Source organism: Curvibacter sp. T50, from assembly GCF_057219955.1.
Map to the genome: position 1 here is coordinate 149634 of NZ_JBXVVU010000004.1, position 22181 is coordinate 171814.

Here is a 22181-nt window from a genome sequence, read left to right on the forward strand (position 1 = left end):
GCTTTGAATCAGATTTCGGGCAAGCCAATCTGACACAGGTATTCAAAAATCGGATCGTAAAAAGCAGGGTCTCGCGTTGGATCGTTCTGATCCCCTGCGGGAACGACGATCACCATTCCTTGCCGCGCTCTGGTCAAGAGGACTCGATAAGCATTCTTCAAATAGGTTTGACGTTCAGCCTTGTTTATCTTTTGCCACTTGTTGCCGACAAATTGGTGATGGCTCCAGTCCGAAGGTCCCGAGCGCAAGTCCGCATCCCAAACGACGCATGCCCAATCCAATTCCAGTCCTTGGACGTGGAACTCCGTCGCAACATCCTCCAAGTAATAGGAGGACCGTACATCGTCTTTGTTGTCGAGAAACCAGTGAACCGGGTCCATGGGCGAGCGCACATTGATGGCGTGAGGCTTGAGGCGTTCCGCCTGCGACGAAACAACAATGCCGTATCGCTCCGAACCGCGCGCCTTTTCCATAAGCCAGCGTTTTGCGGCTGACAGATCGCGAGTCACTGCGATGGGGTATCGAGCGCAAATAGATGCAAGGCTCTTCTTGGCCGAAGCAATTTCCCGATCAAGTAAATGCTTCACAAAAGCGGAGACGTGCTCAGCTCGGAAAGACCGCATCGATACCGCAAGATGCAGGTCTTCGTTAAGTACCACTTTGACGCGATTCTGCAGCGAATGAATTGCATCGGCGGCAGCGTATTCACTGTCAGTGAGGTTCGGGGAAATGTGCACCTCCCAATTCGGGAAGTGTCGTTCGATGGCAGCTAACCATTCACCGATTCCGGCTTCGCCGGTGTTGATTTCTTGGCCGCCTCCGACCAGACAAACGATGACGGCCCAATCGTTGTGGCGATCCATGCAAGAAACTAGAAACTCGGGCTCAGAACGATTGAAGTTTGGCCGCCCTTTCTTTCGTGCCATAAACGTCGTCGTTTGCTCCATCGTCCATGCGCGCTGAGCCTCGTCAAAAATCACAACGTGATCCGACGGCGCGCGTGGGTCGGAAAGGTAAGCATCTCGGAAGTGATGAACGTTTTGAATAAACGCTTCCACGGCCTTACGGACTTCCCCTACTCTGAGTTTGAGATTTCTGGACCTGCCGCGAGCAACTTCGTCCCTGGTAAGCGCTTCGCAGAGAATCTTTACAAGGGGGCCGTTTCCGGACAAATAGACGCTGTGTAGTTCATTCTTGGCGTCCATGTGCTTTGTAGCAATGTCGAGGCCGACCAATGTCTTTCCGGCACCCGGTACGCCAGTAATGAAACAAATAGCCTTTTCCCGATTCAACCTTGCTTTTTGTATCAACTGATCAACGGCGGTTGCAGTCAGCGAAAGGTTCTTTGCGTCGGCGTCGCTTCGCGACAAATCTGCAACTGAGTGCCGACCATAGAGCGCTGTAGCTGCCTCGACGATGGTCGGGGTTGGTTTGTACCGACCCGACAACCATTCACTCGCATTGATTGCAGCGCCGTCTGCGAATATCAACGCCTGCTGAATGCAGTCTGCAATTTGGGCCGGGGTGGCTTTCACGGGGAAAAGCACGCCATCGTTGTGATGGCTGGTAGTGACCTGAAAATCCGCCTGTCTGGCCTCAGTTGCAACCAGAACCGGAACGATCGTCGCGCTATGACTGGGTTCGTGAAAATTCTTTAGATCAAGGGCATAGTCCCAGGCTTGATCCAATGCGTGGCGAGTGAAATGGGATTCGCCGACTTTGAATTCGATGACAAAGATCGCGTTTCGAACGATCACCAGGACATCAATTCGCCGGCCCATCCGGGGGACGACGAACTCGAAGAAAACATGTCCTTGGCCCGACCAAGGCTTGAGCGGCTCTTTCAGCAATTCAATTTGCTGAGACCAGGCATTTCGCTGATCGAGTTCGATGGGAAACAGCGAGTTTTCCACCAGCTTTCCTAGGACAGCCTCGTCTGGTGTGTTCAGGAACTCGGCGAGGCTGGTCGAGTAGTAGGCATTCATAGCTCACCAGTATCGCGCCTTCCCCGCCACCACCCACCGCACCCCGCCCCGCGGGTCTTCCACATCGCCCGCGTAGCGCGGGATCAGGTGGATGTGCAGGTGCGGCACGGTCTGGCCGGCGGCGGGGCCGTCGTTGATGCCGATGTTCCAGGCTGCGGGCTGGTGGCTGCGCGCCAGGCCCTCGCGGGCTTCGTCCAGCAGGGCCAGCAGGGCGGCGCGTTCGTCGGGCGTGATCTCGAAAAAGCTGCCCACATGCCGGCGCGGGATGATGAGCGTGTGCCCGGGCGAGACCGGGTACGCGTCGCGCACGATCAGGCCCAGCGCGTTGCCGCCGGCGATGCGCTCGGGCGGCAGGTGGCAGAAGGGGCAGGGTGGGACGCGAGACGCGCCCGGTGCCCTCGCGTTACGCAAGAGCCTAAACAGGCCTCCAGGCATTCAAACGACTCCTGATTTCGGCGCCCGGTAGGCGGCAGCGCGGGTGCCCCGCGATCTGCGTCAATCCGTTGAACAGGATGTCAGTGGAAACCTTCCCCGAGGCGGCCATCTGGTCCAGCATCCAGAACAGGCCAAACACCTTGCCCAGGCGCGCCAGCGCTTCGCTGCGCAGGGCTTTGTCGTTGGTGACGAGTTCGTAGCCGTCTCGGGTGGCGCAGCTCAGCGCAAAGCAATCCGGCAGTGAAAGGGCGGACCGTGTGTTGTGCACTTCTTGCGCCAGGCTCAGTTCCTGGGGCGAGAGGCTGACGACGCCAAGCCCCAGTTGCCGAAGCCAGGGTCCGTTTTCTGCTGCCAGCTCCTTTTCGTAAAGCAGGTCGGGCACGACCATGGTCAGGCCGCACGTGAAGGCGGCCTCCAGCAATCCGCCTCGCTCCAGGTCGATCAGCACCGAGGTGTCGGAGACGAGAATGATCATGCAGGTCAGGCAACTTGGGCCATCAGGCGGCGGTCCAGCTCTCGGACACTGATGCGCAATAGCTCAGCGGCTTTGGCCTCGGAGATGGCTTCTTCGGCGACGGCCTGCAGGCATAACCGCTCCATTCGGCTGGGCACTTCGGGTGGCAGCTTGTGGGGCTCGGACGATTGGGGGCCATTCCAGCCCTGGCCCTTGATTTGGGCCCAAAGCCTTCTATAGGCAGCCTTGGTCAGCACGCCAATCTGCGAGCAGCGGACTGCCAGTGATGCGATGCTCACTTTGAACAGCTTCTTGAGCTCTGCCAGTTCGCCCAACGAGATGGACGTGCGGTGTTTGCCCAACAACTGCAACATCATGTCCTTGGCCATGAGGAAGGCGCCCGCAAAGCGGTCCGCAGCCTTTTCTTCGTCTGCTTCGCTGAGGCCACTGAAGCGCAGCACCAGGTGCGCCAGCTCATGCGCCAACGTGAAGCGCTGCCGTTCGCCGTTATGGCCTTGGTTGACGACGATGACGGGCACGTCGCTGTGGTCTGAGCGCTGGACGAAGGCTTTGGAGCCGGAAACGCTTTCAGGCAGGTCAAGGGCGATCACTTTGACGCCCTTTTCTTCCAGCAACTCGGCCAGCATGGGAATGGGGTCGATGCCCAACTCCCACAGCCGGCGCAGCGAGTCTGCGGCAGCTTCGGCGTCTTCCACGCGCCCAATGGTGAACACCGCGTCATCGGGCGCGGCCCATTCCGCGTCGGAGCTGGGCAGCAGTTCTTCCAGCGCCAGGTAACGCTCGACCTGATCCAGGACGGCAGCCTCAACGGCCCGTTCTTCCTTGACTCCGGCATGAGGCGACTTGCGAAAGTCGACTCCGGCCAGGGAAATTTCGCGTTCACTCAGCAGGTACTCCGGCGTGATTTGCAGTGCTTTGGCCAGTGCAAGCAGCACCGCAGAGCCCGGCATCATTTCATTGCGCTCGTATTTGCCAATGGCTTGTGCGGACACTTGGCCATTGAGGGCGGCTTCAAGGTCGCGAAGCGACAGGCCCAGGGCCGCACGGGCCCGCTTGAGTCGGTTTCCGATCATGGTTAACTCCGACTTGTGGTTTACATATTGAGGTTTGACAGTTTATTTTGTAAACTTAGACCTGTCAATCTGACGAATCAAAATGAGGTCACTCAATGGCTGACTGGTGGGCTGAATTTCTGTACGTCTTTGCCTACTCGCGCAAGACACAAGTAGCGCTTGCGTTGGCGGTCATTTCGTTTTTCGGTACTTTGTTGCTCGGCCACTTCATGGTCTCGGGCGTGGAGTTCCATGGACCATTGGCACCGCTGACGGGTGCCATACAAGACAAGCTGCTGCACCGATATGACCGGGTCGCTTGGTTCGGACTGGTCTCATTCCTGGCATTGGCGGTGAAGCTGTACCTTAAAGACAGAAAACGCTTGCTGAGTATTTGGTGAGCAGAGGGCGTGTCGTACAACAGCCTGGCACGGGCCACTTGCCAGCAAACTTTGGCCGACCTCACCAATACCTCGCCTTCCCCGGCATCACCCACCTGACCCCGCCCCGCGGGTCTTCCACATCGCCCGCGTAGCGCGGGATCAGGTGGATGTGCAGGTGCGGCACGGTCTGGCCGGCGGCCGGGCCGTCGTTGATGCCGATGTTCCAGGCCGCGGGCTGGTGGCTGCGCGCCAGGCCGTCGCGGGCTTCGTCCAGCAGCGCCAGCAGGGCGGTGCGCTCGTCGGGGGTGAGCTCGAAGAACGAGCCGATGTGCCGGCGCGGAATGATCAGTGTGTGGCCGGGCGAGACGGGGTACGCGTCGCGCACGATCAGGCCCAGCGTGTTGCCGCCGGCGATGCGTTCGGCGGGCAGGTGGCAGAAGGGGCAGGGCGGGTTGGTCATGCGTGGCGGTGCGCAGCGGCGCGCGCCGATGCGTCAAGTGTCGCCGCTTTCGGCCAGCGGTGGTGGCCGGGGCGCCGGGCCGCTGGTTGGGCGGCGGGGAGGTTCGGCGGGGGCATCCGGATCAATAATTTGCGCATGTCCGATCCGTCCACGCCGCTGGCCGCCGCCCCGCCGGGCGATGGCGCCCTGGCGCCGCAGCCGTTGGTAGCCGTGTTGGCCGGCTTGCTGCCTCACCCGCCGGTGGACCGCATCGAGGCCGCCGCGCGCCACCTGGCGCCGCGCTTCCGCCCGCTGCAGGTGCCGCCCAAGGCGGCGCTGCTGCGCCAGGGGGAGGTCTGGCAGCGCGCGTTCCTGATCCGCACCGGCCTGATCCGCATGCACTTTGTGGACCGCGAGGGCCATGAGTTCAACAAGAACTTCTACGCCGAGGGCAGCCTGATCTGCCCGATCGCGCCGGCCATGTGGCTGGAGCCCTCGCTGTTCGGCATCCACACCATCGAGGCCACTCACTGCTGGGTGGCCGACGCGGCGGCGATGCGCGCCGGCCTGGCCGAGCACGGGCTCTGGCGCGAGCTGCAGTGCGAGCTGCTGGCCCGGCTGCTGACGGGCAAGCTGCAGCGCGAGCATGATTTGCTGGCGCTGGACGGGCGGCAGCGCTACCAGGCGTTTGGCCAGCGGTTTCCGGGCCTGGCGGGGCGGGTGCCGCTCAAGCACCTGGCGAGTTTTCTGGGGATGACCGACGTGTCGCTCTCACGGCTGCGCCGGGCCGACAAGGCCCGCGCGGTGGCGCGCTGAGTTCTGAACATCTGTTAAGGGCAAAGCGGCGCGGCGCCCCTAGTCTGTGAACACCCTGACTTTGCGAGGTGTTCCCATGACCCGAAGCTTGTTCTTTATGCACCGCACCACCGTGGCCCTGGCGTGCCTCTGGGCGGCGGGCGCTGCGCTGGCCCAGGTGGCGCAGCCGCATATGCGCGAACGCGTCGACGGCGAGCTGCGCCAGCTGTCGGCCATGGCCGCCCAGCCCCCTGACGCGGACCCGCTGGACCTGAACCGCCTGCCCGAGCCGGTGCGCCGGTACGTGGCCTACACCGGGCTCGACCGCCAGCCGCTGGCCCGCTACGCGCGGATCCGTTTCACCGGCGAGGTCCGCCTGCCGCAGACCGGCGGGCGGGAGCGGGTGGATGCCGCCACGCCCTGGATGGCCATGACCGGCAGCCAGACCATGGCGCTGTCCAAAGCCGGCCTGGGCTATGTGTGGGACACCCGCTGGACCAACCCGCGCTTCGCGGTGGATGTGCGCGACCGCTACGTCAACGGCCAGACCCACATCTGGGCGGTGCGCGACGACGGCACGGTGCTGATCGACGAGGGCGACGAGGCGATGGCGGCCACCTACCTGATCCGCTTCTTCGCCGAGGCGACTCAGGCCCCGGCCATGCTGATGCCCGGGCCGAACCTGCGCTGGGAGGCGGTGGACGCCGGCAGCGCGCGCGCCCATGTGCGCGACGGCGCGATCAGCGCCAGCATGCTGTGCCGCTTCGACGCCCAGGGCGCGCTGACCGAATGCGAAAGCAACGACCGCAAGCTGCGCTTCTCCGGCGATGTGGCCGAACGCTGGGTGCCCGCCCGATGGGTGATGACCCGCGGCAACTACCGCGAGATGGCGGGCCTGCGCCTGCCCACGACCATGTCGATACGCTGGGTGCTGGGGGGCGGTGAGTTCGAGCAGGTTCGTGAGGTCATCGACGAGGTGGTGTTCGAAACGGCCGGGAGGGCGCAATGAACCACACGAACGAAAACCATGTGCCGGGGCATGCGGATCCGCAGGTGCCGCTGACGGCCGCGTTGGCCGCCTTGCTGGCCTTGAGCCTGTTCATGGCGGTGGCGGCGCTCGCCGGCATCGTGCCCAGCCCGCCGCACGACAAGCTGCCCTTCGTGGCGGCCAACATCGCCCTGGCGGTGGCGGCCCTGGTGGTGGTGCGCGGCCGCCATCGTGCCGCGCCGTGGGTGTCGCTGCTGGCGGGCCTGTCGTACCTGCCGTCGGTGGGGCCGCACAAGCTCTTGACCGAGGTGCACGCCGCGGCGCTGACGCCGGTGATCGCGGTGGGCAGCGCGTGCGTGCTGGTGATCGCCTGGTCGGCCTGGCGGCTGTGGCGCAGCCGGGACTGACGGCGGAGCGGGCGGCGACAATCGCGCCATGCACACCGCGCCGCCGCCCACCCTCACCCGCCACCTGCGCATCACCGGCCGCGTGCAAGGCGTGTATTACCGCGCCAGCATGGCGCAGCAGGCGCGTGCGCTGGGCGTGGCCGGCTGGGTGCGCAACCGGCGCGACGGCAGCGTGGAGGCGCTGGCCCAGGGCCCGGGGCCGGCGAAGCGTCTTTTTCTGATCGAAACAGGCTTTTCCCAGCGTCAAATGGTCATGAGCAGCTATTGTTTTGGGAATGATTGATGTGCTTGAGCGCGGCTGCGCCGCATCGGTCAGGCGGCTGGCATGGCCTCCAGCGCCCGGGCGGCGCTGAGCAGGCCGTCCAGAATCTGGTCGGCGACCTGTTGCGAGAAGCCTTCTGGCAGCTCGTTTTGCACCTGTGCCACCACGGCCGGCGTGCGCTCGACCAGTTCCTGCAGCAGGGGTTCGGCGGTTTCTCCGTAGCCCAGCTTTTTGGCGGTGCTGTTGAAGTGCCGGCGCTGGATGGTGTGCATCAGGTAATGCCGGTTCTTGCCCAGTAGCGCCATGGCCAGTTTGAGTTCGCGCGCGGCCCACTGGTTGGGCCCGTCGCCGATCACCGGGTGGGCGGACATCACGTCGTACAACGGCGCAAGCCGAAAGCGCCCGGCAGCACCGGCCTGGAGCTGGATGCTGAAGTTCTTGGCATGACCGTCCGGCGCGCGCAGCATCCAGAACAGGATTTGCGATGCCATCAGGGTGCGCAGGTCGCGCTCGGCGTCCAGCGACTGCTGCACCAGCGTGAACAGGGGCGCCAGCCCGGGCCCGCCTTCGTTCTCGTACTTGATGTGCGGCGATGTGCCCGTGGCCTGGCAGAAGTCTTCCTGCATCAGGCGCAGCAACCGGGTGCCATCGGACGACTTCACCCGGTCGAAGCGCTCCACCACCAGCACACGCTGTCGGCCAAACGTGGCGATATGGGCCTGCGCGGTGGGCAGACCGTAGGCGGTGAGCAGGCGAAGGCACAGCCATTCGTTGTCCACCGAGGTGCTGAAGTCGGCCCGCCGCCCGCCGACCAGGCCGAGCGGCATCTTGAAGATGTGCGTGGTGGGCGTCGCGCCGCGCGGCTTCATCCATTGGCCGTTCCACCACAGGAAGGCGTCTTTCTCCTGGGCGCCGGCCAGCGAGATGCGGAAGTCGTCGTCGGGGTCGCGGGCGGCGGCGAAGCGCTCGGGCGTCACCATGTCGAGCAGGTGGCGCTCGATGGCGGCTTCGTCCACCACCACGCCCTCGGTGCGGTCCACGCCCACCGGCAGCTCGCCTTCGGGCAAGAGTTGCAGCGCCCCGGCGCAATCGCGCCCGATGGCGGCCAGCAGGTCGAAGGCGTCGGTGGAGCCGGTCCTGAAGCGCTCGGCCACGCGACGGCGGAGGGTGTCGCTGTCGGGCAGCAGGCCTTCAAAGTAGTGGGCGACGTGGGGGCCTGTCAAAGGCTCGTTGTGCAGGCTGAACGGCAGCGACAAGGAAATGGGCCGCCCGCGTGGCGAGGCCATCCAGCCGGCGTCGTAGTGCAGCTCCATGTCGCCACGGGCCGTGAGGGTCCAGCGGCCGACGAGCTCGCCGTTGGCCCACAGGGTCAGGGTCCGGCTGTGCGAGCGGCGCCCCATGTCACCACTCCACCGGCTCGGTTGGCGCGGTGTTGTCGCGCGGGCCCAGCCGCAATTCCAGCCCGACGGCGGCGCACCAGCCCAGCAACTGCTTGAAACTCAGTTCATCCGGGTGCTGTTCCAGATAGGAAACGCGGTTCTGGCTCAGCCCCAGGCGAGCGGCGACCTGGGCCTGCGTGAGCTTGCGGTGCTTGCGCGCTGACTTCAGCACGTGGCCGAGCTGCAGGGCGGTGATCAGGGGTTGCGAGGGCAGGACGGCGGACATGGTAGAAAATCTGAAGTACAGATATTTGCATCATATCTGCGAAGCGGATAAATTGGCAATAGCTGGATGACGGGTGAATCCGCACGTTGTCCAGCGCTTGCAGCCGACCGCCCGTTTACCATCCGTCCATGCCCACCCCACCGCCGCCCACGCTCACCCGCCACCTGCGCATCACCGGCCGCGTGCAGGGCGTGTATTACCGCGCCAGCATGGCGCAGCAGGCGCGCGCGCTCGGCGTGAGCGGCTGGGTGCGCAACCGGCGCGACGGCAGCGTGGAGGGGCTGGCCCAGGGCCCGGCGGTGGCGGTGTTGGCGCTGATCGACTGGGCCCACCGCGGGCCGGAGCTGGCGCGGGTGGAGGCGGTGCAGGTCACGCCGGCCGAGCCGGAGCCCGCCTTGGCCGGCTTCGAGCAGCGCGAGACGGTGTAGCGGGCCGGGTCTGACGCGCCGGGAAGGGTCACGGGCGGCTGTGGGGCCCCCAACAACCGGAATCAGGGCCAAAATGCCCGATACCCAGCGTGAAAAGGTCGTCTTTTGCTATAGTTTCAGGACTGCCCGGGAGCGACCCGCGCCTGCGCCAGGGCCCGCAGGTGCTTCAGCCTTGCACCCAGCCTTCGCTGGCCGTCCACAGCGCCTGCGCCAGCGCGGCATCCTGGGCCACCGGCGTGGGCCGCGCCACGGCGCTTTTCACGTAGTACAGGCCGGTCTGGTTCGCCACGTCGTCCGAGGTGGCGCAGTACAGCGTGGTCTTCGCGCCCTCTTCCGAGTCGATCATGAACAGCTTGACCAGGGCGTCCAGCGGCCGGGGCAGCACGCGCCAGATGCCCGTGGCCACCACGCCGGGGTGCAGCGCGTAGGTGGTGACGCCGGTGCCCGCCAGGCGCCGCCCCAGCTCGGCGGCGAACAGGATGTTGGCCAGCTTGGCGACGCTGTAGTCCATCAGGCCGCCGCGGCTGCGGGTGGGCTGGCGCACCGCGTCAAAGTCGATGCCCCTGGCATGGCGGTGCGCCCGGCTGGCCACCACCACCACGCGCGACGGCGCGGCTGCCTTCAGGCGATCCAGCAGCAGCTGCGTCAGCAGGAAGTGGCCGACATGGCAGACGCCAAAGGCCAGCTCGAAACCGGACGGGGCGAACCCTTTCTGCCCGGCCAGCCCGGCGTTGTTGACCAGCACATGCAGCGGCAGCTCGCGCGCGTTGAAGGCCTGCGCGCAGCGGCGCACGCTGGCGAGGTCGCCCAGGTCCAGCGCGATGAACTCGGCCTGGGCCGTGCCGCCGCTGCGCTTGGCGATCTCGCGCAGCACCTCGGCCGCCTTGCCCGCATCGCGGCAAGCCAGAAAGACGTGGAACCCCTGCAGCGCCAGTTCGACGGCCGTGACGCGGCCGATGCCGGAGTTGGCGCCGGTGACCAGGGCGACCCGGCCGTTGGGGGTGACAGGTGCAGCGGCAGGCGACGAAGCTGCCATGGATCAGACGTCTATGTTGCCCGCCCGCAGTGCGTTGGCCTCGATGAAGTCGCGGCGGGGTTCCACCTCGTCGCCCATCAGCATGGTGAACACGCGATCGGCCTCGATGGCGTCGTCGATCTGCACGCGCAGCAGGCGGCGCACGGCGGGGTCCATGGTGGTTTCCCACAGCTGTTCGGGGTTCATTTCGCCCAGGCCCTTGTAGCGCTGGCGCGCGGTGGTGCGTTCGGCCTCGCTGATCAGCCAGGCCATGGCCTGGCGGAAGTCGGTGACTTTTTCTTCCTTGCGGCGCTCGCCCTCGCCGCGCATCACCTTGGCGCCTTCGCCGAGCAGGCCGCGGAAGGTGTCGGCCGCCTCGGCCAGCGCGGCGTAGTCGGCGCCGTGGACGAAGTCCTGCGTGATGACGCTGCTCTTGATGTTGCCGTGGTGGCGGCGGCTGATGCGCAGGATGGGCTTGTCGGTGCGCGCGTCGAATTCGCCGGCGACCTCGGCGGGCACACCGGTGGTGGCCAGATCGCGCAGGCGGGCTTGCAGGGCCACGGCGCTGGCCTCGGCCTGCTCCACGCTGTCGAGGTTGATGGCCACGCCGTCGGCCACGGCGCGCAGGGCCTCGGCGTCCATGAAGGCGGACAGGCGCGCGATGACGGCCTCGGCCACCTGGTGCTTGCGCGCCAGCTCGGCCAGGGTGGCGTCGGTGAGGGTCTGCGGGCTGTCGCCGCCGGTGAAGACGCTGGCGTCTTTCAGCGCCACGCGCAGCAGGAAGCTGTCGAGCGCCGGGCCGTCCTTCAGGTACAGCTCTTCCTTGCCGTTCTTGACCTTGTACAGCGGCGGCTGGGCGATGTAGATGTGGCCGCGCTCCACCAGCTCGGGCATCTGACGGTAGAAAAAGGTCAGCAGCAGGGTGCGGATGTGGGCGCCGTCAACGTCGGCGTCGGTCATGATGATGATGCGGTGGTAGCGCAGCTTGTCGACGTTGAAGTCGTCGGCCCCGCTCTTGCCGCTTTCGACCGCGGCCTTGCCGATGCCGGTGCCCAGGGCGGTGATCAGCGTGACGATTTCGTTGCTGGTCAGCAGTTTTTCGTAGCGGGCTTTTTCGACGTTCAGGATCTTGCCGCGCAGCGGCAGGATGGCCTGGAACTTGCGGTCGCGACCCTGCTTGGCGCTGCCGCCGGCGCTGTCGCCCTCGACGATGTAGATCTCGCACAGGGCGGGGTCTTTTTCCTGGCAGTCGGCCAGCTTGCCGGGCAGGCCCATGCCGTCGAGCACGCCCTTGCGGCGCGTCATCTCCCTGGCCTTGCGCGCGGCTTCGCGGGCTCGGGCGGCTTCGACGATCTTGCCGCAGATGATCTTGGCGTCGTTGGGGCGCTCTTCCAGGAACTCGGTCAGCGCGCGGGCGACGATGTCTTCCACCGGCGCGCGCACCTCGGAGCTGACCAGCTTGTCCTTGGTCTGGCTGCTGAACTTGGGCTCGGGCACCTTGACGCTGAGCACGCAGCACAGGCCTTCGCGCATGTCATCGCCACCGACATCCACTTTGGCCTTCTTGGCCAGTTCGTTCGCTTCGATGTATTTGCTGATGACGCGGGTCATGGCCGCGCGCAGGCCGGTCAGGTGGGTGCCGCCGTCGCGCTGGGGGATGTTGTTGGTGAAACAGAGCACCTGCTCGTTGTAGCCCTCGTTCCACTGCATGGCCACCTCGACGCCGATTTCGGTGCCGGGAATGCCGCCATAGCTGTCTGCCGGCCGCACGCCAAGGGCGTGGAAGGCGTTGGGGTGCAGCACCTTCTTGTTGGCGTTGATGAAATCGACAAAGCCCTTGACGCCGCCGGCGCCGGAGAAGTCGTCTTCCTTGCCGGTGCGCTCGTCCTTGAGGCGGATGCGCACGCCGTTGTTCAGGAACGAGAGCTCGCGCAGGCGCTTGGCCAGGATCTCGTAGTGGAAATCGTTGTTCTGCTGGAAGATGTCGGTGTCGGGCAGGAAGTGCACTTCGGTGCCGCGTTTGTCGGTGGCGCCGGTGACTTTCATGGGGCTGGTGTCAAAGCCGTCCACGGTGTCGCTGATGCGGTTCTGCACAAAGCCGCGCGCAAATTCCAGCTGGTGCACCTTGCCATCGCGGCGCACCGTCAGGCGAAGCCATTTGGACAGCGCGTTCACGCAGGAGACGCCCACGCCGTGCAGGCCGCCCGAGACCTTGTAGCTGTTCTGGTTGAACTTGCCGCCAGCGTGCAGCTCGGTCAGGGCGATTTCGGCGGCCGAGCGCTTGGGCTCGTGCTTGTCGTCCATCTTCACGCCGGTGGGAATGCCGCGCCCGTTGTCGGTGACGGAAATCGAGTTGTCACTGTGGATGGTGACGACGATGTCGTCGCAATGGCCGGCCAGCGCCTCGTCAATGGAGTTGTCGACCACCTCGAACACCAGGTGGTGCAGGCCGGTGCCGTCGGACGTGTCGCCGATGTACATGCCGGGGCGCTTGCGCACCGCTTCCAGCCCCTCCAGGATCTGGATGGCGCCTTCGCCGTAGCCGTCGCTGGCGCCGGCCTGGTGCGCGTCAATGGCGGGCTGGGCGGTGGTGAAGGCTTCGCCGGCGGGCTTGTTTTCTTCGGTCATGGTCGGATTCTCTGTCGCTTGAATGGCCAGAACCCGCAGGGGCCTGCGGGTTCCGGTCGTGGTCTGCTACGGTTTTTGTTGCATCAGATGCGCATTGGCATCACCACATACTTGAAGGCGGTGTCGTCGGGAATGGTGATCAGCGCCGAGCTGTTGGCGTCCTGCAGCTCCAGTTTGACCATCTCCTGGCCCATGTTGCTGAGCACGTCGATCAGATAGGTGACGTTGAAGCCGATTTCGATGCTGTCGCCACCGTAGTCGATGTCGAGCTCGTCCACGGCTTCTTCCTGCTCGGCGTTGTTGCTGGCGACGCGCAGCGTGCCCGGGTCAATGTTCAGGCGCACACCCTTGAATTTGTCGCTGGTCAGGATGGCGGTACGTTGCAGGCTGGCCAGCAGCGGCGCGCGCCCCAGTGTGACACCGTTGCGGTGGTTGCGGGGGATGACGCGGTTGTAGTCGGGGAATTTGCCCTCGACCAGCTTGGTGACGAACTCCATGCCGCCGAAACTGAACTTGGCCTGGTTGTTGGCGAACTGCATCTCGATATGGGGCTGGTTGTCACCGCCCACGTCACTGAGCAGGCGTTGCAGCTCGATCACGGTCTTGCGCGGCAGGATGACCTCCTGCTTGGGCACGTCCACGTCCAGCGTGGCGCTGGCGAAGGCCAGGCGGTGGCCGTCGGTGGCCACCAGGCTGAGCTGTTTGCCCTCGGCCACAAAGAGGATGCCGTTGAGGTAGTAGCGGATGTCGTGCACTGCCATCGCAAACGACACCTGGGAGAGCAGGTTCTTGAGCGTTTTCTGCGGGACGCTGAATACCGGACCGAATGCCGCCGCTTCCTGCACCAGGGGAAAGTCTTCCGCCGGCAGGGTCTGCAGGGTGAACTTGCTCTTGCCGCCCTTGAGAATCAGCTTGGACTGCGACGATTCGAGGCTGACCGTCTGCTCGGCGGGCATGGTGCGCAGGATGTCGATCAGCTTGCGCGCGCCGACGGTGGTGGTGAAGCTGCCCTCGTCACCGCCCAGATCGGCGGCGGTGCGGATCTGGATTTCGAGGTCACTGGTGGTCAGCTGCAGGCTGGAGCCGGTCTTGCGGATCAACACATTGGCCAGGATGGGCAAGGTGTGCCGCCGCTCCACGATGCCGGCGACGGACTGCAGCACGGCGAGCAGCTTTTCCTGGGTGGCCTTGAGAACAATCATGTCTACCTCTTGTGGTTGGTCTGTGTGCGCCCGGCGCCGCCGGCTTGCCAAGTGGGACGCAATGGCGCATTTTCGCCGTTTTTGATGACGTTTTTCGTGCTTTGGACGGGTAAAACGCGTGATCAGCCTTTCAGGGTCTGCTCCAGAACATGCAGTTGCTGGTTCAGCTCGGTCAACTGCTGGCGCTCGGCACTGATCTTGCGCACGGCGTGCAGCACCGTGGTGTGGTCGCGCCCGCCGAACAGCTCGCCGATCTCGGGCAGGCTCTTTTGTGTCAGCTCCTTGGCCAGGTACATGGCAATCTGGCGCGGCCGCGCAATGCTGGCCGGGCGTTTTTTGCTGTACATGTCCGACACCTTGATCTTGTAGTAATCGGCCACCGTTTTCTGGATGTTCTCGACGCCGATCTGCCGGTTCTGTATGGTCAGCAGGTCGCGCAGCGCCTCGCGCGCGAGCTGGATGGAAACCTCGCGCTGGTTGAAGCGGCTGTAGGCCAGAACCTTGCGCAGCGCGCCTTCGAGTTCACGCACGTTCGAACGCACGTTCTTGGCGACGAAAAATGCCACCTCCTCCGGCATCGATGAGCCTTCGGCCAGCGCCTTGTTGATCAGAATGGCCACACGCATTTCCAGCTCGGGCGGCTCGATGGCCACCGTCAGGCCCGAATCGAATCGCGACACCAGCCGCTCGTGGATGTCGGCCAGACCCTTGGGGTAGGTGTCCGAGGTCATCACGATGTGGCTCTTCTTGGCCAGCAGGGCTTCGAAGGCGTTGAAGAACTCTTCCTGGGTGCGTTCCTTGTTGGCGAAGAACTGCACGTCGTCGATCAGCAGCAGATCCAGGCTGTGATAGCGGGCCTTGAACTCGTCGAAAGTCTTGCGTTGATACGCCTTGACCACATCCGAAACAAATTGTTCCGCATGGATGTAGAGAACTTTGGCGTCCGGCCGGTCCGCCAGCAGGCGGTTGCCCACGGCATGGACCAGATGGGTCTTGCCCAGACCGACACCGCCGTAAATGAAAAGCGGGTTGTACAGGTGCCCCGGTGTGCCCGCCACATGCATGGCTGCTGCGCGCGCCATGCGGTTGGCAGAACCCTCCACCAGGGTTTCGAACGTCAGCGCGGTGTTGAGCCGGGTTCGGGGCAGCGTGGCGGCGGTTTCCTCGGCGGTGGCCCCGGTTGTTGCCACCGCTTGGGGGCTGGCGGTGGATGGAGCAGATGGGGAAAACGAAGGCTTTACGGACGCTTCTCGCGGAGCAAGCACTAACTCAATGAGTACTGGTGCGCCGGACAGATGCTCCAGCAACTGGCTCAGACGCGCACCATATTGGCTGCGCACCCAGTCGAGTTTGAAGCGGTTGGCCACTTCGATGGTGGCCTTGGACAAATCGGGCGCGACCCGGGCACCGAGGGGCCGGATCCAGGTGTTGAATTGCTGCTCCGGGATCTCCTGGGCGAGCTGTTCGAGGCAGGCCTGCCAGAGGCTGTGGCCCATGTCGGGGCCGGCGTCCAGGGCGGCGGTGGGGGGGTGTCCCTCGGTCATTCGGGTGGTTTCTTATTGTGGATAGCCGATGCGGCGCGAAGGGCGCGATTCTAGATTGTTCAGGGCTTATCCACAAATGCGGCCGATACGACCATCCGGGGATGCCGGGACGCCTTCTAAGGGCTTAGGTTGCCGAGGAGCGCGGATTTTGCGACAATCAGAGGTTTCCCTGAAACCAATCAGGGTGATCTGACCGGGTCCGGTCGATCGCGTGCGCCGACAACAGAGGTTGACGGGCATGTTTCGGTTGCATTGCACGGCTTGGCCGGCGCAAGCCATCGGGCCCACCGAACCCTCAAGGACTGCCAATCATGAAACGCACTTATCAGCCCTCCAAGACCCGCCGCGCCCGTACCCACGGCTTTCTGGTCCGCATGAAAACCCGCGGCGGCCGCGCGGTCATCAACGCCCGCCGCGCCAAGGGTCGCAAGCGCCTGGCCGTCTGAGCGGACTTTTGCAGCGGCTGCCGCCAGCGGCTACGGGCAAATGTCCATGCAGCGGCTGAAAACGCGCGCCCAATTCCAGGCTGTTCTCGCAGCGCCGGTGGTTTCCCGCACGGCGCATTTTGTGCTGCACCGGGCCGATCTGGCCTGTCTGCCGCCCGGGCCCTCGCCGTCTGGCGCCGGGGTCGACGGGCACTGGCTGGGTGCGCTCATTCCCAAACGCTGGGCGCGCCGCGCCGTGACCCGCAACGGCATCCGCCGGCAGATTTACGCTGCGGCCGCCGGGGTGACGCTGCGCCTGCCCGCGTCAGCCCATGTGGTGCGCCTGCGCGCTGCGTTCGACCGCCGTCAATTCGTCAGCGCCAGCTCGGATGCGCTCAAGCGCGCTGTCCGGCAGGAGCTGGACCAGCTGTTTGCCCGCATCGCCGGTGCGGCGGCGGGGGCTGCGCCATGATTGCGTCTTTCCTTGCCGCGCTGGTTCGCGGCTATCAGCTGCTGCTCAGCCCCATGCTGGGCTCGTCGTGCCGGTTCACACCGTCCTGTTCGTCCTACTCCATCGAAGCCTTGCGCCGCCACGGCGCGCTCGTTGGCAGCATCCTGACCGTGCGCCGGATTGGCCGTTGCCACCCGTGGTGCGACGGGGGCCATGACCCGGTACCGGTCGAACGACCCCGCCTGTTCACCGACCTGTTGCATTCCGCATCTTCGAAGAAGTCTTCATGAACGATATCCGCCGCACCATCCTGTGGGTGATCTTTGGGTTCTCGCTGGTCCTGTTGTGGGACCAATGGCAACTGCACAACGGTCGCCAGGCCACTTTCTTCCCGACGCCGGCCAAACCGGCGGCTACGACGCCCGCCGCAACCGGTACCGCTGCCTCGGGTGCGGCCAGCACGCCTGCACCGTCTTCGCTGCCCGCGACCGCTGCCGCGCCGGCGGGCTCGGCCCAGGTACCGGCAGACAGTGCCCGGGTGCCGGTCGCCCGCGAGCGGGTGACGGTCACCACCGATGTGCTGCGGCTGACCTTCGACAGCGAGGGCGGATCGCTGGTGCGCAGCGAGTTCCTCAAGCACGTGGACATGGACGACAAGAATCGTCCGTTCGTGTTGCTCGAAGAAAGCCCGGATCGCGTCTATCTGGCGCAGACCGGTCTGATTGGCGGGAACTTCCCGACCCACAAAACGGCCATGACCTTCAGTGGCGACAAGACCCTCCCGGATGGCGCCAACCAGCTGGTGGCACGCTTCGAGTCGGCGGACATCGGTGGCGTGAAACTGGTCAAGACCTACACGGTCAAACGGGGGGACTACGCCATCGCCGTGCGGCATGAGGTCATCAACTCCGGCACCGCAGCCGTGACTCCGCAGTTGTACCTGCAGCTGCTGCGCGACGGCAACAAGCCCAAAGGCGAATCGGCGTTCTACATGACGTTCACCGGTCCGGCGGTCTATACCGACGCGGCCAAGTTCCAGAAAGTCGAATTCAGCGACATCGACAAAGGCAAAGCCAGCTTCCAGAAGACCGCCAGCGATGGCTACGTTGCCATGGTGCAGCACTATTTCGCTTCGGCCTGGCTGCTTCCGCAGGGCATGGCGCGTGAATTTTTCATGCGCAAGGTCGACAACAACCTGTATTCGGTTGGCGTGATTACCCCGCTCAAGCCGGTCGCCCCGGGGGCCAGCGTGTCGGCCGACGTGACGCTGTTTGTCGGTCCCCAGGAAGAAAAGCGCCTGGAGGCCCTGGCACCGGGACTGGACCTGATCAAGGACTACGGCTGGCTGACCATGCTGGCCAAGCCGCTGTACTGGCTGCTGGACCAGCTGCACAAGGTACTCGCCAACTGGGGCTGGTCGATTGTGGCGCTGGTGCTGCTGCTGAAGATTGCCTTCTACTGGCTCAACGCCAAAGCCTATGCCAGCATGGCCAAGATGAAGGCCATCAACCCCCGCATCATGGAGATGCGCGAGCGGCTGAAAGACAACCCGCAGCAGATGCAGCAGGAAATGATGCGCATCTACCGCGAGGAAAAGGTCAACCCCATGGGCGGGTGTTTCCCGATCCTCATCCAGATTCCGGTATTCATCGCGCTGTACTGGGTGCTGCTGTCCAGCGTGGAGATGCGCAACGCGCCCTGGATACTCTGGATCAAGGATCTTTCCACGCCGGACCCGTATTTCATCTTGCCGGTCGTGATGACACTGACCACGCTGCTGCAGACGGCCTTGAACCCCGCGCCGCCGGATCCCCTGCAGGCCAAGTTGATGTGGTTCATGCCGCTGATCTTCAGCGTGATGTTCTTCTTCTTCCCGGCCGGTCTGGTGCTGTACTGGATTACCAACAACATCCTGTCGATTGCACAGCAGTGGGTGATCAATACCCGCATGGGCGTGCCACCACAGTTCAACCTGCCGAAATTCAAATAACCCCCCGAGGCGCTGCGCGCCTCCCCCCTTGGGAAGGGGGGCGACACCGGTGGCCTGGCAAAGCCAGTTCCACGGTGTCTCTGGTTCACAGCCCCTCCTTCCAATGCTCTCGAAGAACCAAGATCCCATTGCCGCCATTGCCACCGCACCGGGTCGCGGCGCGGTGGGCATCGTGCGGGTGTCCGGACGGGGCCTGGGCGCGCTGGTGCAGGCCCTGTGCGGGCGTGACCTGAAGCCCCGGGAGGCCACCTACCTGCCGTTCCGCGATGCCGACGGCTCGGCCATCGACCACGGCCTGGCGCTGTACTTTCCGGCGCCGCACTCCTTCACCGGCGAAGATGTGCTGGAACTGCAGGCCCACGGCGGGCCGGTGGTGCTGCAGCTGTTGCTGGCGCGCTGCCTGGCCGCCGCCGCCGAAACCGACCCGACCCGCGGTGCCCCGCGCCTGCCGGGGCTGCGGGTGGCGCAGCCGGGCGAGTTCTCCGAGCGCGCCTTTCTGAACGACAAGATCGACCTGGCCCAGGCCGAAGCCATCGCCGACCTGATCGACGCCAGCACCGAAGCGGCGGCGCGCAGCGCCAGCCGCTCGCTGTCAGGGGCGTTTTCCGCCGAGATCCACGGCCTGCGCGACGCCCTGATCCACCTGCGCATGCTGGTCGAAGCCACGCTGGACTTTCCGGAAGAAGAGATCGACTTCCTGCGCCAGGCCGACGCGCAGGGCCAGCTGGACCGCCTGCAGGCCACGCTGGCCGCGGTGCTGGGCCACGCGCGCCAGGGCGCGTTGTTGCGCGAAGGCATCAAGGTGGTGATTGCCGGCCAGCCCAATGCCGGGAAAAGCTCGCTGCTGAATGCCTTGGCCGGTGCCGAGCTGGCCATCGTCACGCCGATCGCCGGCACCACCCGCGACGTGGTGCAGCAGACGATCCAGATCGACGGTGTGCCGCTGCATGTGGTGGACACCGCCGGGCTGCGCGAAAGCCACCTGCCCGGCGTGGACGCGGTCGAGCAGATCGGCATCGAACGGGCCTGGGGCCAGATCGAATCGGCCGATGCGGTGCTGTTCCTGCACGACCTGACGCGTCTGAATGCTCCTGAATACAGAGCAGAAGATGACCGGATCACGCTGGGTCTGGCCGAAAAAGTGGCCAAAAACGTGCCGGTGGTCCATGTCTGGAACAAATGTGATGCCGCCGGCGCCGCTCCAGCGCCCGCCGATGGGCTGGTGCTGTCGGCCAAAGCCGGCACCGGGCTGGAGGCGCTGCGCCGCCGTCTGCTGGAACTGGCCGGCTGGCAGGGCGCGACCGAGGGGCTGTACATCGCCCGCGAGCGCCACGTGCAGGCGCTGCGCCGGGTGCGGGCGCACCTGGATCAGGCGCAGGCGCAGCTGTCGGCCCGGGTGCCGCTGCTGGATCTGCTGGCCGAAGAGCTGCGCCTGGCGCAAAACGCGCTGAACGACATCACCGGCGAATTCACCCCGGACGACCTGCTGGGGGTGATCTTCAGCCGCTTTTGTATCGGCAAGTGAGGCCCGGGCCGGCCGGGCGGCGTCGGAACGACCGTTTTGGCATGAAGAATGCCGATACCCAGCGTGGAAACGTCGTTTTAAGCTACTACTTTGATAGTCAGGCAGGGTCGCGCAGAAACCCGGCTGCTGCCGCCACCGCCGTCGCGTCGGCCGCCACCGCACCGGGTGCGCCGCCTTTGCCCCAGAGTTCACCGCCCCAGGGCATGGCCAGAAAGGCGCCACACAGCTTGACGCTGTCGATCATCGGCTGGGCCTTGGTGCGGTCGCCGCTGGTGGTGATCAGGCGCAGCGTCTTGGCGCCCATCGCCTCCTTGAAGCCCAGGCCGGGCACCCGCAGCCAGGCGCTCCAGTGGTCCAGATAGGTTTTCAGGTGCGCGGGAATGCTGAACCAGTACACCGGCGCCACAAAAACCAGGTCGGTGGCCGCCAGGGTGGCGTCCAGCAGGCGGCGCAGATCGCCCTCGGGCATCGGGTACTGGCCGGTGGTGTGGCGCTGGTCCACAAACGGCGGCAGATCCAGCCGCGCCAGGTGCAGCCAGGTCTGGGCGGTGCCGGGTGGCAGGGCGGCCGCGGCCTGGCGGGCCAGCCATTCGGTGTTGCCGGGGTGGCCGTCTTCGCGGGCGGAGGCGACCAGGAACAGGACGTGTCGGGTGGGCGTGGAACTCATGCCGCCGATGGTAGCGGCGTGGCGGCACGCAGGCCGGGCGCGCGCGGCCCGGTGAAGCCGAAGTCCAGCGCGGGCTGTGTGCCGCTGATCAGCTCGGCCAGCGCCTTGCCGGAGCCGGCGCCGTGCGTCCAGCCCAGCGTGCCGTGGCCGGCGTTCACCCACAGCCGCCCGACGCGGGTGGCGCCGATGAACGGAATGTTGGTGGGGGTGGCGGGGCGCAGGCCGGCCCAGAAGTTGGGCTCGTCCAGTTCGCAGACGCCGGGGAAGACTTCTTCCACCCGGCGCACCAGCATGGCGCAGCGGGCGCGCGCCAGCGGCGTGTCCAGGGTCAGGTCCCAGCCGCCGACTTCGATGGTGCCGGCGATGCGCAGCGTGTCGCCCAGGCGGCTCATGGCGCATTTGACGCTGTCGTCCAGCAGGCTGACGCTGGGCGCGGCCTCGGGCCGGCGCAGGCGCAGCGTGGCGCTGTAGCCCTTGCCGGGGTAGATCGGCAGGTTCACGCCCACGGTGCGCAGCAGTGGCGCGCTGTAGCTGCCGCAGGCCACCACGGTGGCGTCGGCGCGCTCGGTCACCACCTCTCCGCTGGCGCGGTCGCGCAGTGCGGTGGCGGTGACCTGGCCGCCGGTGCGGATCAGCCGCAGCACGTCGTGGTTCCACAGGAAACGCACGCCGCGCGCCGCGCAGCGACGGGCCAGTTCCTGGGTGAAGACGCGGGCGTCGCCCGATTCGTCCGACGGGGTGTAGGTGCCGCCGACGATGCGCTCGCCGTAGGCCGCCAGCGCCGGCTCGATGCGCAGCAGCTCGTCGCGGTCCACCACGCGGCGCTGCACGCCATGGCGGCGCATCAGCGCGGCGGCGTCGGCCGCGCCGTCAAACGACTTCTGGTCGGTGTAGTAGTGGGCAATGCCGCGGGTCAGGCGCTGGTATTCGATGCCGGTGCTGGCCACCACGTCCTTGAGCGCCGCGTGGCTGTAGGCGCCCAGGGCCACCAGCTGGCGCACGTTGCGCTCGAAGGCGGCGTCATGGCACTGGCCGAGAAAGCGCAGGCCCCACAGCCACTGCTGGATGTCGAAGGTGGGGCGGAACAGCAGGGGCGCCTCCTTGCTGAACATCCATTTCAGCGCTTTCAGCGGCGCTTCGCGGTTGGCCCAGGGTTCACAATAGCTCACGGAAATCTGGGCGGCGTTGGCAAAACTGGTTTCCAGGGCAGCATCGGCCTGCCGGTCGACCACGGTCACGGTGTGGCCGCGCTCGGCCAGATGCCAGGCAGTGCTCACGCCGATGATGCCGGCTCCCAGAACGATGATGTGCATGATGTGTACTCGGTGAACAATCGATGGGCCGCAGTGTCCGGCAAACCCGGTCAAATTAAAAGACGAATTAACTAAAAGCGAAAATCATCAGTTAGACTAATTTAACG

24 protein-coding genes are annotated in these 22181 nt (G+C 65.4%); 11 read left to right on the top strand and 13 right to left on the bottom strand.

What is annotated here, in order from left to right:
• Positions 1-8: 8 nt before the first annotated feature.
• The 4 genes from AC2EBU_RS13980 to AC2EBU_RS13995 are packed head-to-tail and all read right to left on the bottom strand — an operon-like array spanning position 9 to position 3968.
• A complete protein-coding gene (locus AC2EBU_RS13980) occupies positions 9-1985 on the bottom strand; it encodes a DUF2075 domain-containing protein (RefSeq protein WP_484611050.1) in 1977 nt (658 codons plus the stop codon).
• A gap of 3 nt (positions 1986-1988) precedes the next feature.
• Entirely contained in the window at positions 1989-2420 is a 432-nt protein-coding gene (locus AC2EBU_RS13985) for an HIT family protein (protein ID WP_484611051.1), read from the bottom strand.
• A complete protein-coding gene (locus AC2EBU_RS13990; protein ID WP_484611052.1) occupies positions 2401-2895 on the bottom strand; it encodes a PIN domain-containing protein in 495 nt (164 codons plus the stop codon). The genes AC2EBU_RS13985 and AC2EBU_RS13990 overlap by 20 nt, the downstream gene beginning before the upstream one ends.
• Positions 2896-2900: 5 nt before the next feature.
• Entirely contained in the window at positions 2901-3968 is a 1068-nt protein-coding gene (locus AC2EBU_RS13995; RefSeq protein ID WP_484611053.1) for a helix-turn-helix domain-containing protein, read from the bottom strand.
• A 95-nt stretch (positions 3969-4063) separates the two neighbouring features.
• Here AC2EBU_RS13995 and AC2EBU_RS14000 point away from each other — a divergent pair, with 95 nt between their 5' ends.
• Positions 4064-4348, top strand: coding sequence for a hypothetical protein (locus AC2EBU_RS14000; RefSeq protein WP_484611054.1), 285 nt, complete (start codon positions 4064-4066; stop codon positions 4346-4348).
• A 61-nt stretch (positions 4349-4409) separates the two neighbouring features.
• Here AC2EBU_RS14000 and AC2EBU_RS14005 read toward each other — a convergent pair whose 3' ends face one another.
• Positions 4410-4790, bottom strand: a complete 381-nt coding sequence (locus AC2EBU_RS14005) for an HIT family protein (RefSeq protein ID WP_484611055.1) — start codon at positions 4788-4790, stop codon at positions 4410-4412.
• 135 nt (positions 4791-4925) lie between these two features.
• Between AC2EBU_RS14005 and AC2EBU_RS14010 the strand changes: the two genes are divergently transcribed.
• The 4 genes from AC2EBU_RS14010 (at position 4926) to AC2EBU_RS14025 (ending at position 7242) form a co-directional block, all read left to right on the top strand.
• The gene (locus tag AC2EBU_RS14010) at positions 4926-5585 is read left to right on the top strand and encodes a Crp/Fnr family transcriptional regulator (protein WP_484611056.1); all 660 of its coding nucleotides are present in this window, start codon (positions 4926-4928) and stop codon (positions 5583-5585) included.
• A 76-nt stretch (positions 5586-5661) separates the two neighbouring features.
• A complete protein-coding gene (locus AC2EBU_RS14015) occupies positions 5662-6573 on the top strand; it encodes a DUF6544 family protein (RefSeq protein ID WP_484611057.1) in 912 nt (303 codons plus the stop codon).
• Entirely contained in the window at positions 6570-6959 is a 390-nt protein-coding gene (locus tag AC2EBU_RS14020) for a hypothetical protein (RefSeq protein ID WP_484611058.1), read from the top strand. The genes AC2EBU_RS14015 and AC2EBU_RS14020 overlap by 4 nt, the downstream gene beginning before the upstream one ends.
• A gap of 28 nt (positions 6960-6987) precedes the next feature.
• On the top strand, positions 6988-7242 hold the full coding sequence (locus AC2EBU_RS14025; protein ID WP_484611059.1) for an acylphosphatase: 255 nt from the start codon (positions 6988-6990) through the stop codon (positions 7240-7242).
• A 29-nt stretch (positions 7243-7271) separates the two neighbouring features.
• Here AC2EBU_RS14025 and AC2EBU_RS14030 read toward each other — a convergent pair whose 3' ends face one another.
• Complete coding sequence (locus AC2EBU_RS14030; RefSeq protein WP_484611060.1) at positions 7272-8621, bottom strand: type II toxin-antitoxin system HipA family toxin; 1350 nt, start codon at positions 8619-8621, stop codon at positions 7272-7274.
• Between the two features lies 1 nt (position 8622).
• The gene (locus AC2EBU_RS14035; protein WP_484611061.1) at positions 8623-8886 is read right to left on the bottom strand and encodes a helix-turn-helix domain-containing protein; all 264 of its coding nucleotides are present in this window, start codon (positions 8884-8886) and stop codon (positions 8623-8625) included.
• Between the two features lie 128 nt (positions 8887-9014).
• Between AC2EBU_RS14035 and AC2EBU_RS14040 the strand changes: the two genes are divergently transcribed.
• Positions 9015-9314, top strand: coding sequence for an acylphosphatase (locus tag AC2EBU_RS14040; protein ID WP_484611062.1), 300 nt, complete (start codon positions 9015-9017; stop codon positions 9312-9314).
• Positions 9315-9480: 166 nt separating this feature from the next.
• Here the strand turns inward: AC2EBU_RS14040 and AC2EBU_RS14045 are convergent, their stop codons facing one another.
• From AC2EBU_RS14045 to dnaA, 4 genes are all read right to left on the bottom strand, one after another.
• Positions 9481-10350 (bottom strand): SDR family NAD(P)-dependent oxidoreductase, encoded by an 870-nt coding sequence (locus AC2EBU_RS14045; RefSeq protein ID WP_484611063.1) that lies wholly within the window; start codon positions 10348-10350, stop codon positions 9481-9483.
• 3 nt (positions 10351-10353) lie between these two features.
• Positions 10354-12957 (bottom strand): DNA topoisomerase (ATP-hydrolyzing) subunit B, encoded by a 2604-nt coding sequence (gene gyrB / locus AC2EBU_RS14050; RefSeq protein ID WP_484611064.1) that lies wholly within the window; start codon positions 12955-12957, stop codon positions 10354-10356.
• An 83-nt stretch (positions 12958-13040) separates the two neighbouring features.
• Positions 13041-14159 (bottom strand): DNA polymerase III subunit beta, encoded by a 1119-nt coding sequence (dnaN, locus tag AC2EBU_RS14055; protein WP_484611065.1) that lies wholly within the window; start codon positions 14157-14159, stop codon positions 13041-13043.
• 122 nt (positions 14160-14281) lie between these two features.
• Positions 14282-15703, bottom strand: coding sequence for a chromosomal replication initiator protein DnaA (dnaA, locus tag AC2EBU_RS14060; protein WP_484611066.1), 1422 nt, complete (start codon positions 15701-15703; stop codon positions 14282-14284).
• Positions 15704-16014: 311 nt separating this feature from the next.
• Here dnaA and rpmH point away from each other — a divergent pair, with 311 nt between their 5' ends.
• The 5 genes from rpmH (at position 16015) to mnmE (ending at position 20094) form a co-directional block, all read left to right on the top strand.
• Entirely contained in the window at positions 16015-16149 is a 135-nt protein-coding gene (gene rpmH, locus AC2EBU_RS14065) for a 50S ribosomal protein L34 (RefSeq protein ID WP_005798102.1), read from the top strand.
• Positions 16150-16195: 46 nt separating this feature from the next.
• On the top strand, positions 16196-16600 hold the full coding sequence (locus tag AC2EBU_RS14070; protein WP_484611067.1) for a ribonuclease P protein component: 405 nt from the start codon (positions 16196-16198) through the stop codon (positions 16598-16600).
• Positions 16597-16869 carry a membrane protein insertion efficiency factor YidD gene (gene yidD, locus AC2EBU_RS14075; RefSeq protein WP_484611068.1) on the top strand — a complete coding sequence of 91 codons (273 nt, stop codon included), beginning with the start codon at positions 16597-16599 and terminating at the stop codon, positions 16867-16869. Before AC2EBU_RS14070 ends, yidD begins: the two co-directional genes overlap by 4 nt.
• A complete protein-coding gene (gene yidC / locus AC2EBU_RS14080) occupies positions 16866-18569 on the top strand; it encodes a membrane protein insertase YidC (RefSeq protein ID WP_484611069.1) in 1704 nt (567 codons plus the stop codon). The genes yidD and yidC overlap by 4 nt, the downstream gene beginning before the upstream one ends.
• Positions 18570-18672: 103 nt before the next feature.
• Positions 18673-20094, top strand: a complete 1422-nt coding sequence (gene mnmE, locus AC2EBU_RS14085) for a tRNA uridine-5-carboxymethylaminomethyl(34) synthesis GTPase MnmE (RefSeq protein ID WP_484611070.1) — start codon at positions 18673-18675, stop codon at positions 20092-20094.
• A 97-nt stretch (positions 20095-20191) separates the two neighbouring features.
• On the opposite strand, the gene AC2EBU_RS14090 is transcribed toward mnmE, so the two are convergent.
• On the bottom strand, positions 20192-20761 hold the full coding sequence (locus AC2EBU_RS14090; RefSeq protein WP_484611071.1) for an NAD(P)H-dependent oxidoreductase: 570 nt from the start codon (positions 20759-20761) through the stop codon (positions 20192-20194).
• On the bottom strand, positions 20758-22074 hold the full coding sequence (locus tag AC2EBU_RS14095; protein WP_484611072.1) for a D-amino acid dehydrogenase: 1317 nt from the start codon (positions 22072-22074) through the stop codon (positions 20758-20760). The genes AC2EBU_RS14090 and AC2EBU_RS14095 overlap by 4 nt, the downstream gene beginning before the upstream one ends.
• Positions 22075-22181: the final 107 nt, after the last annotated feature.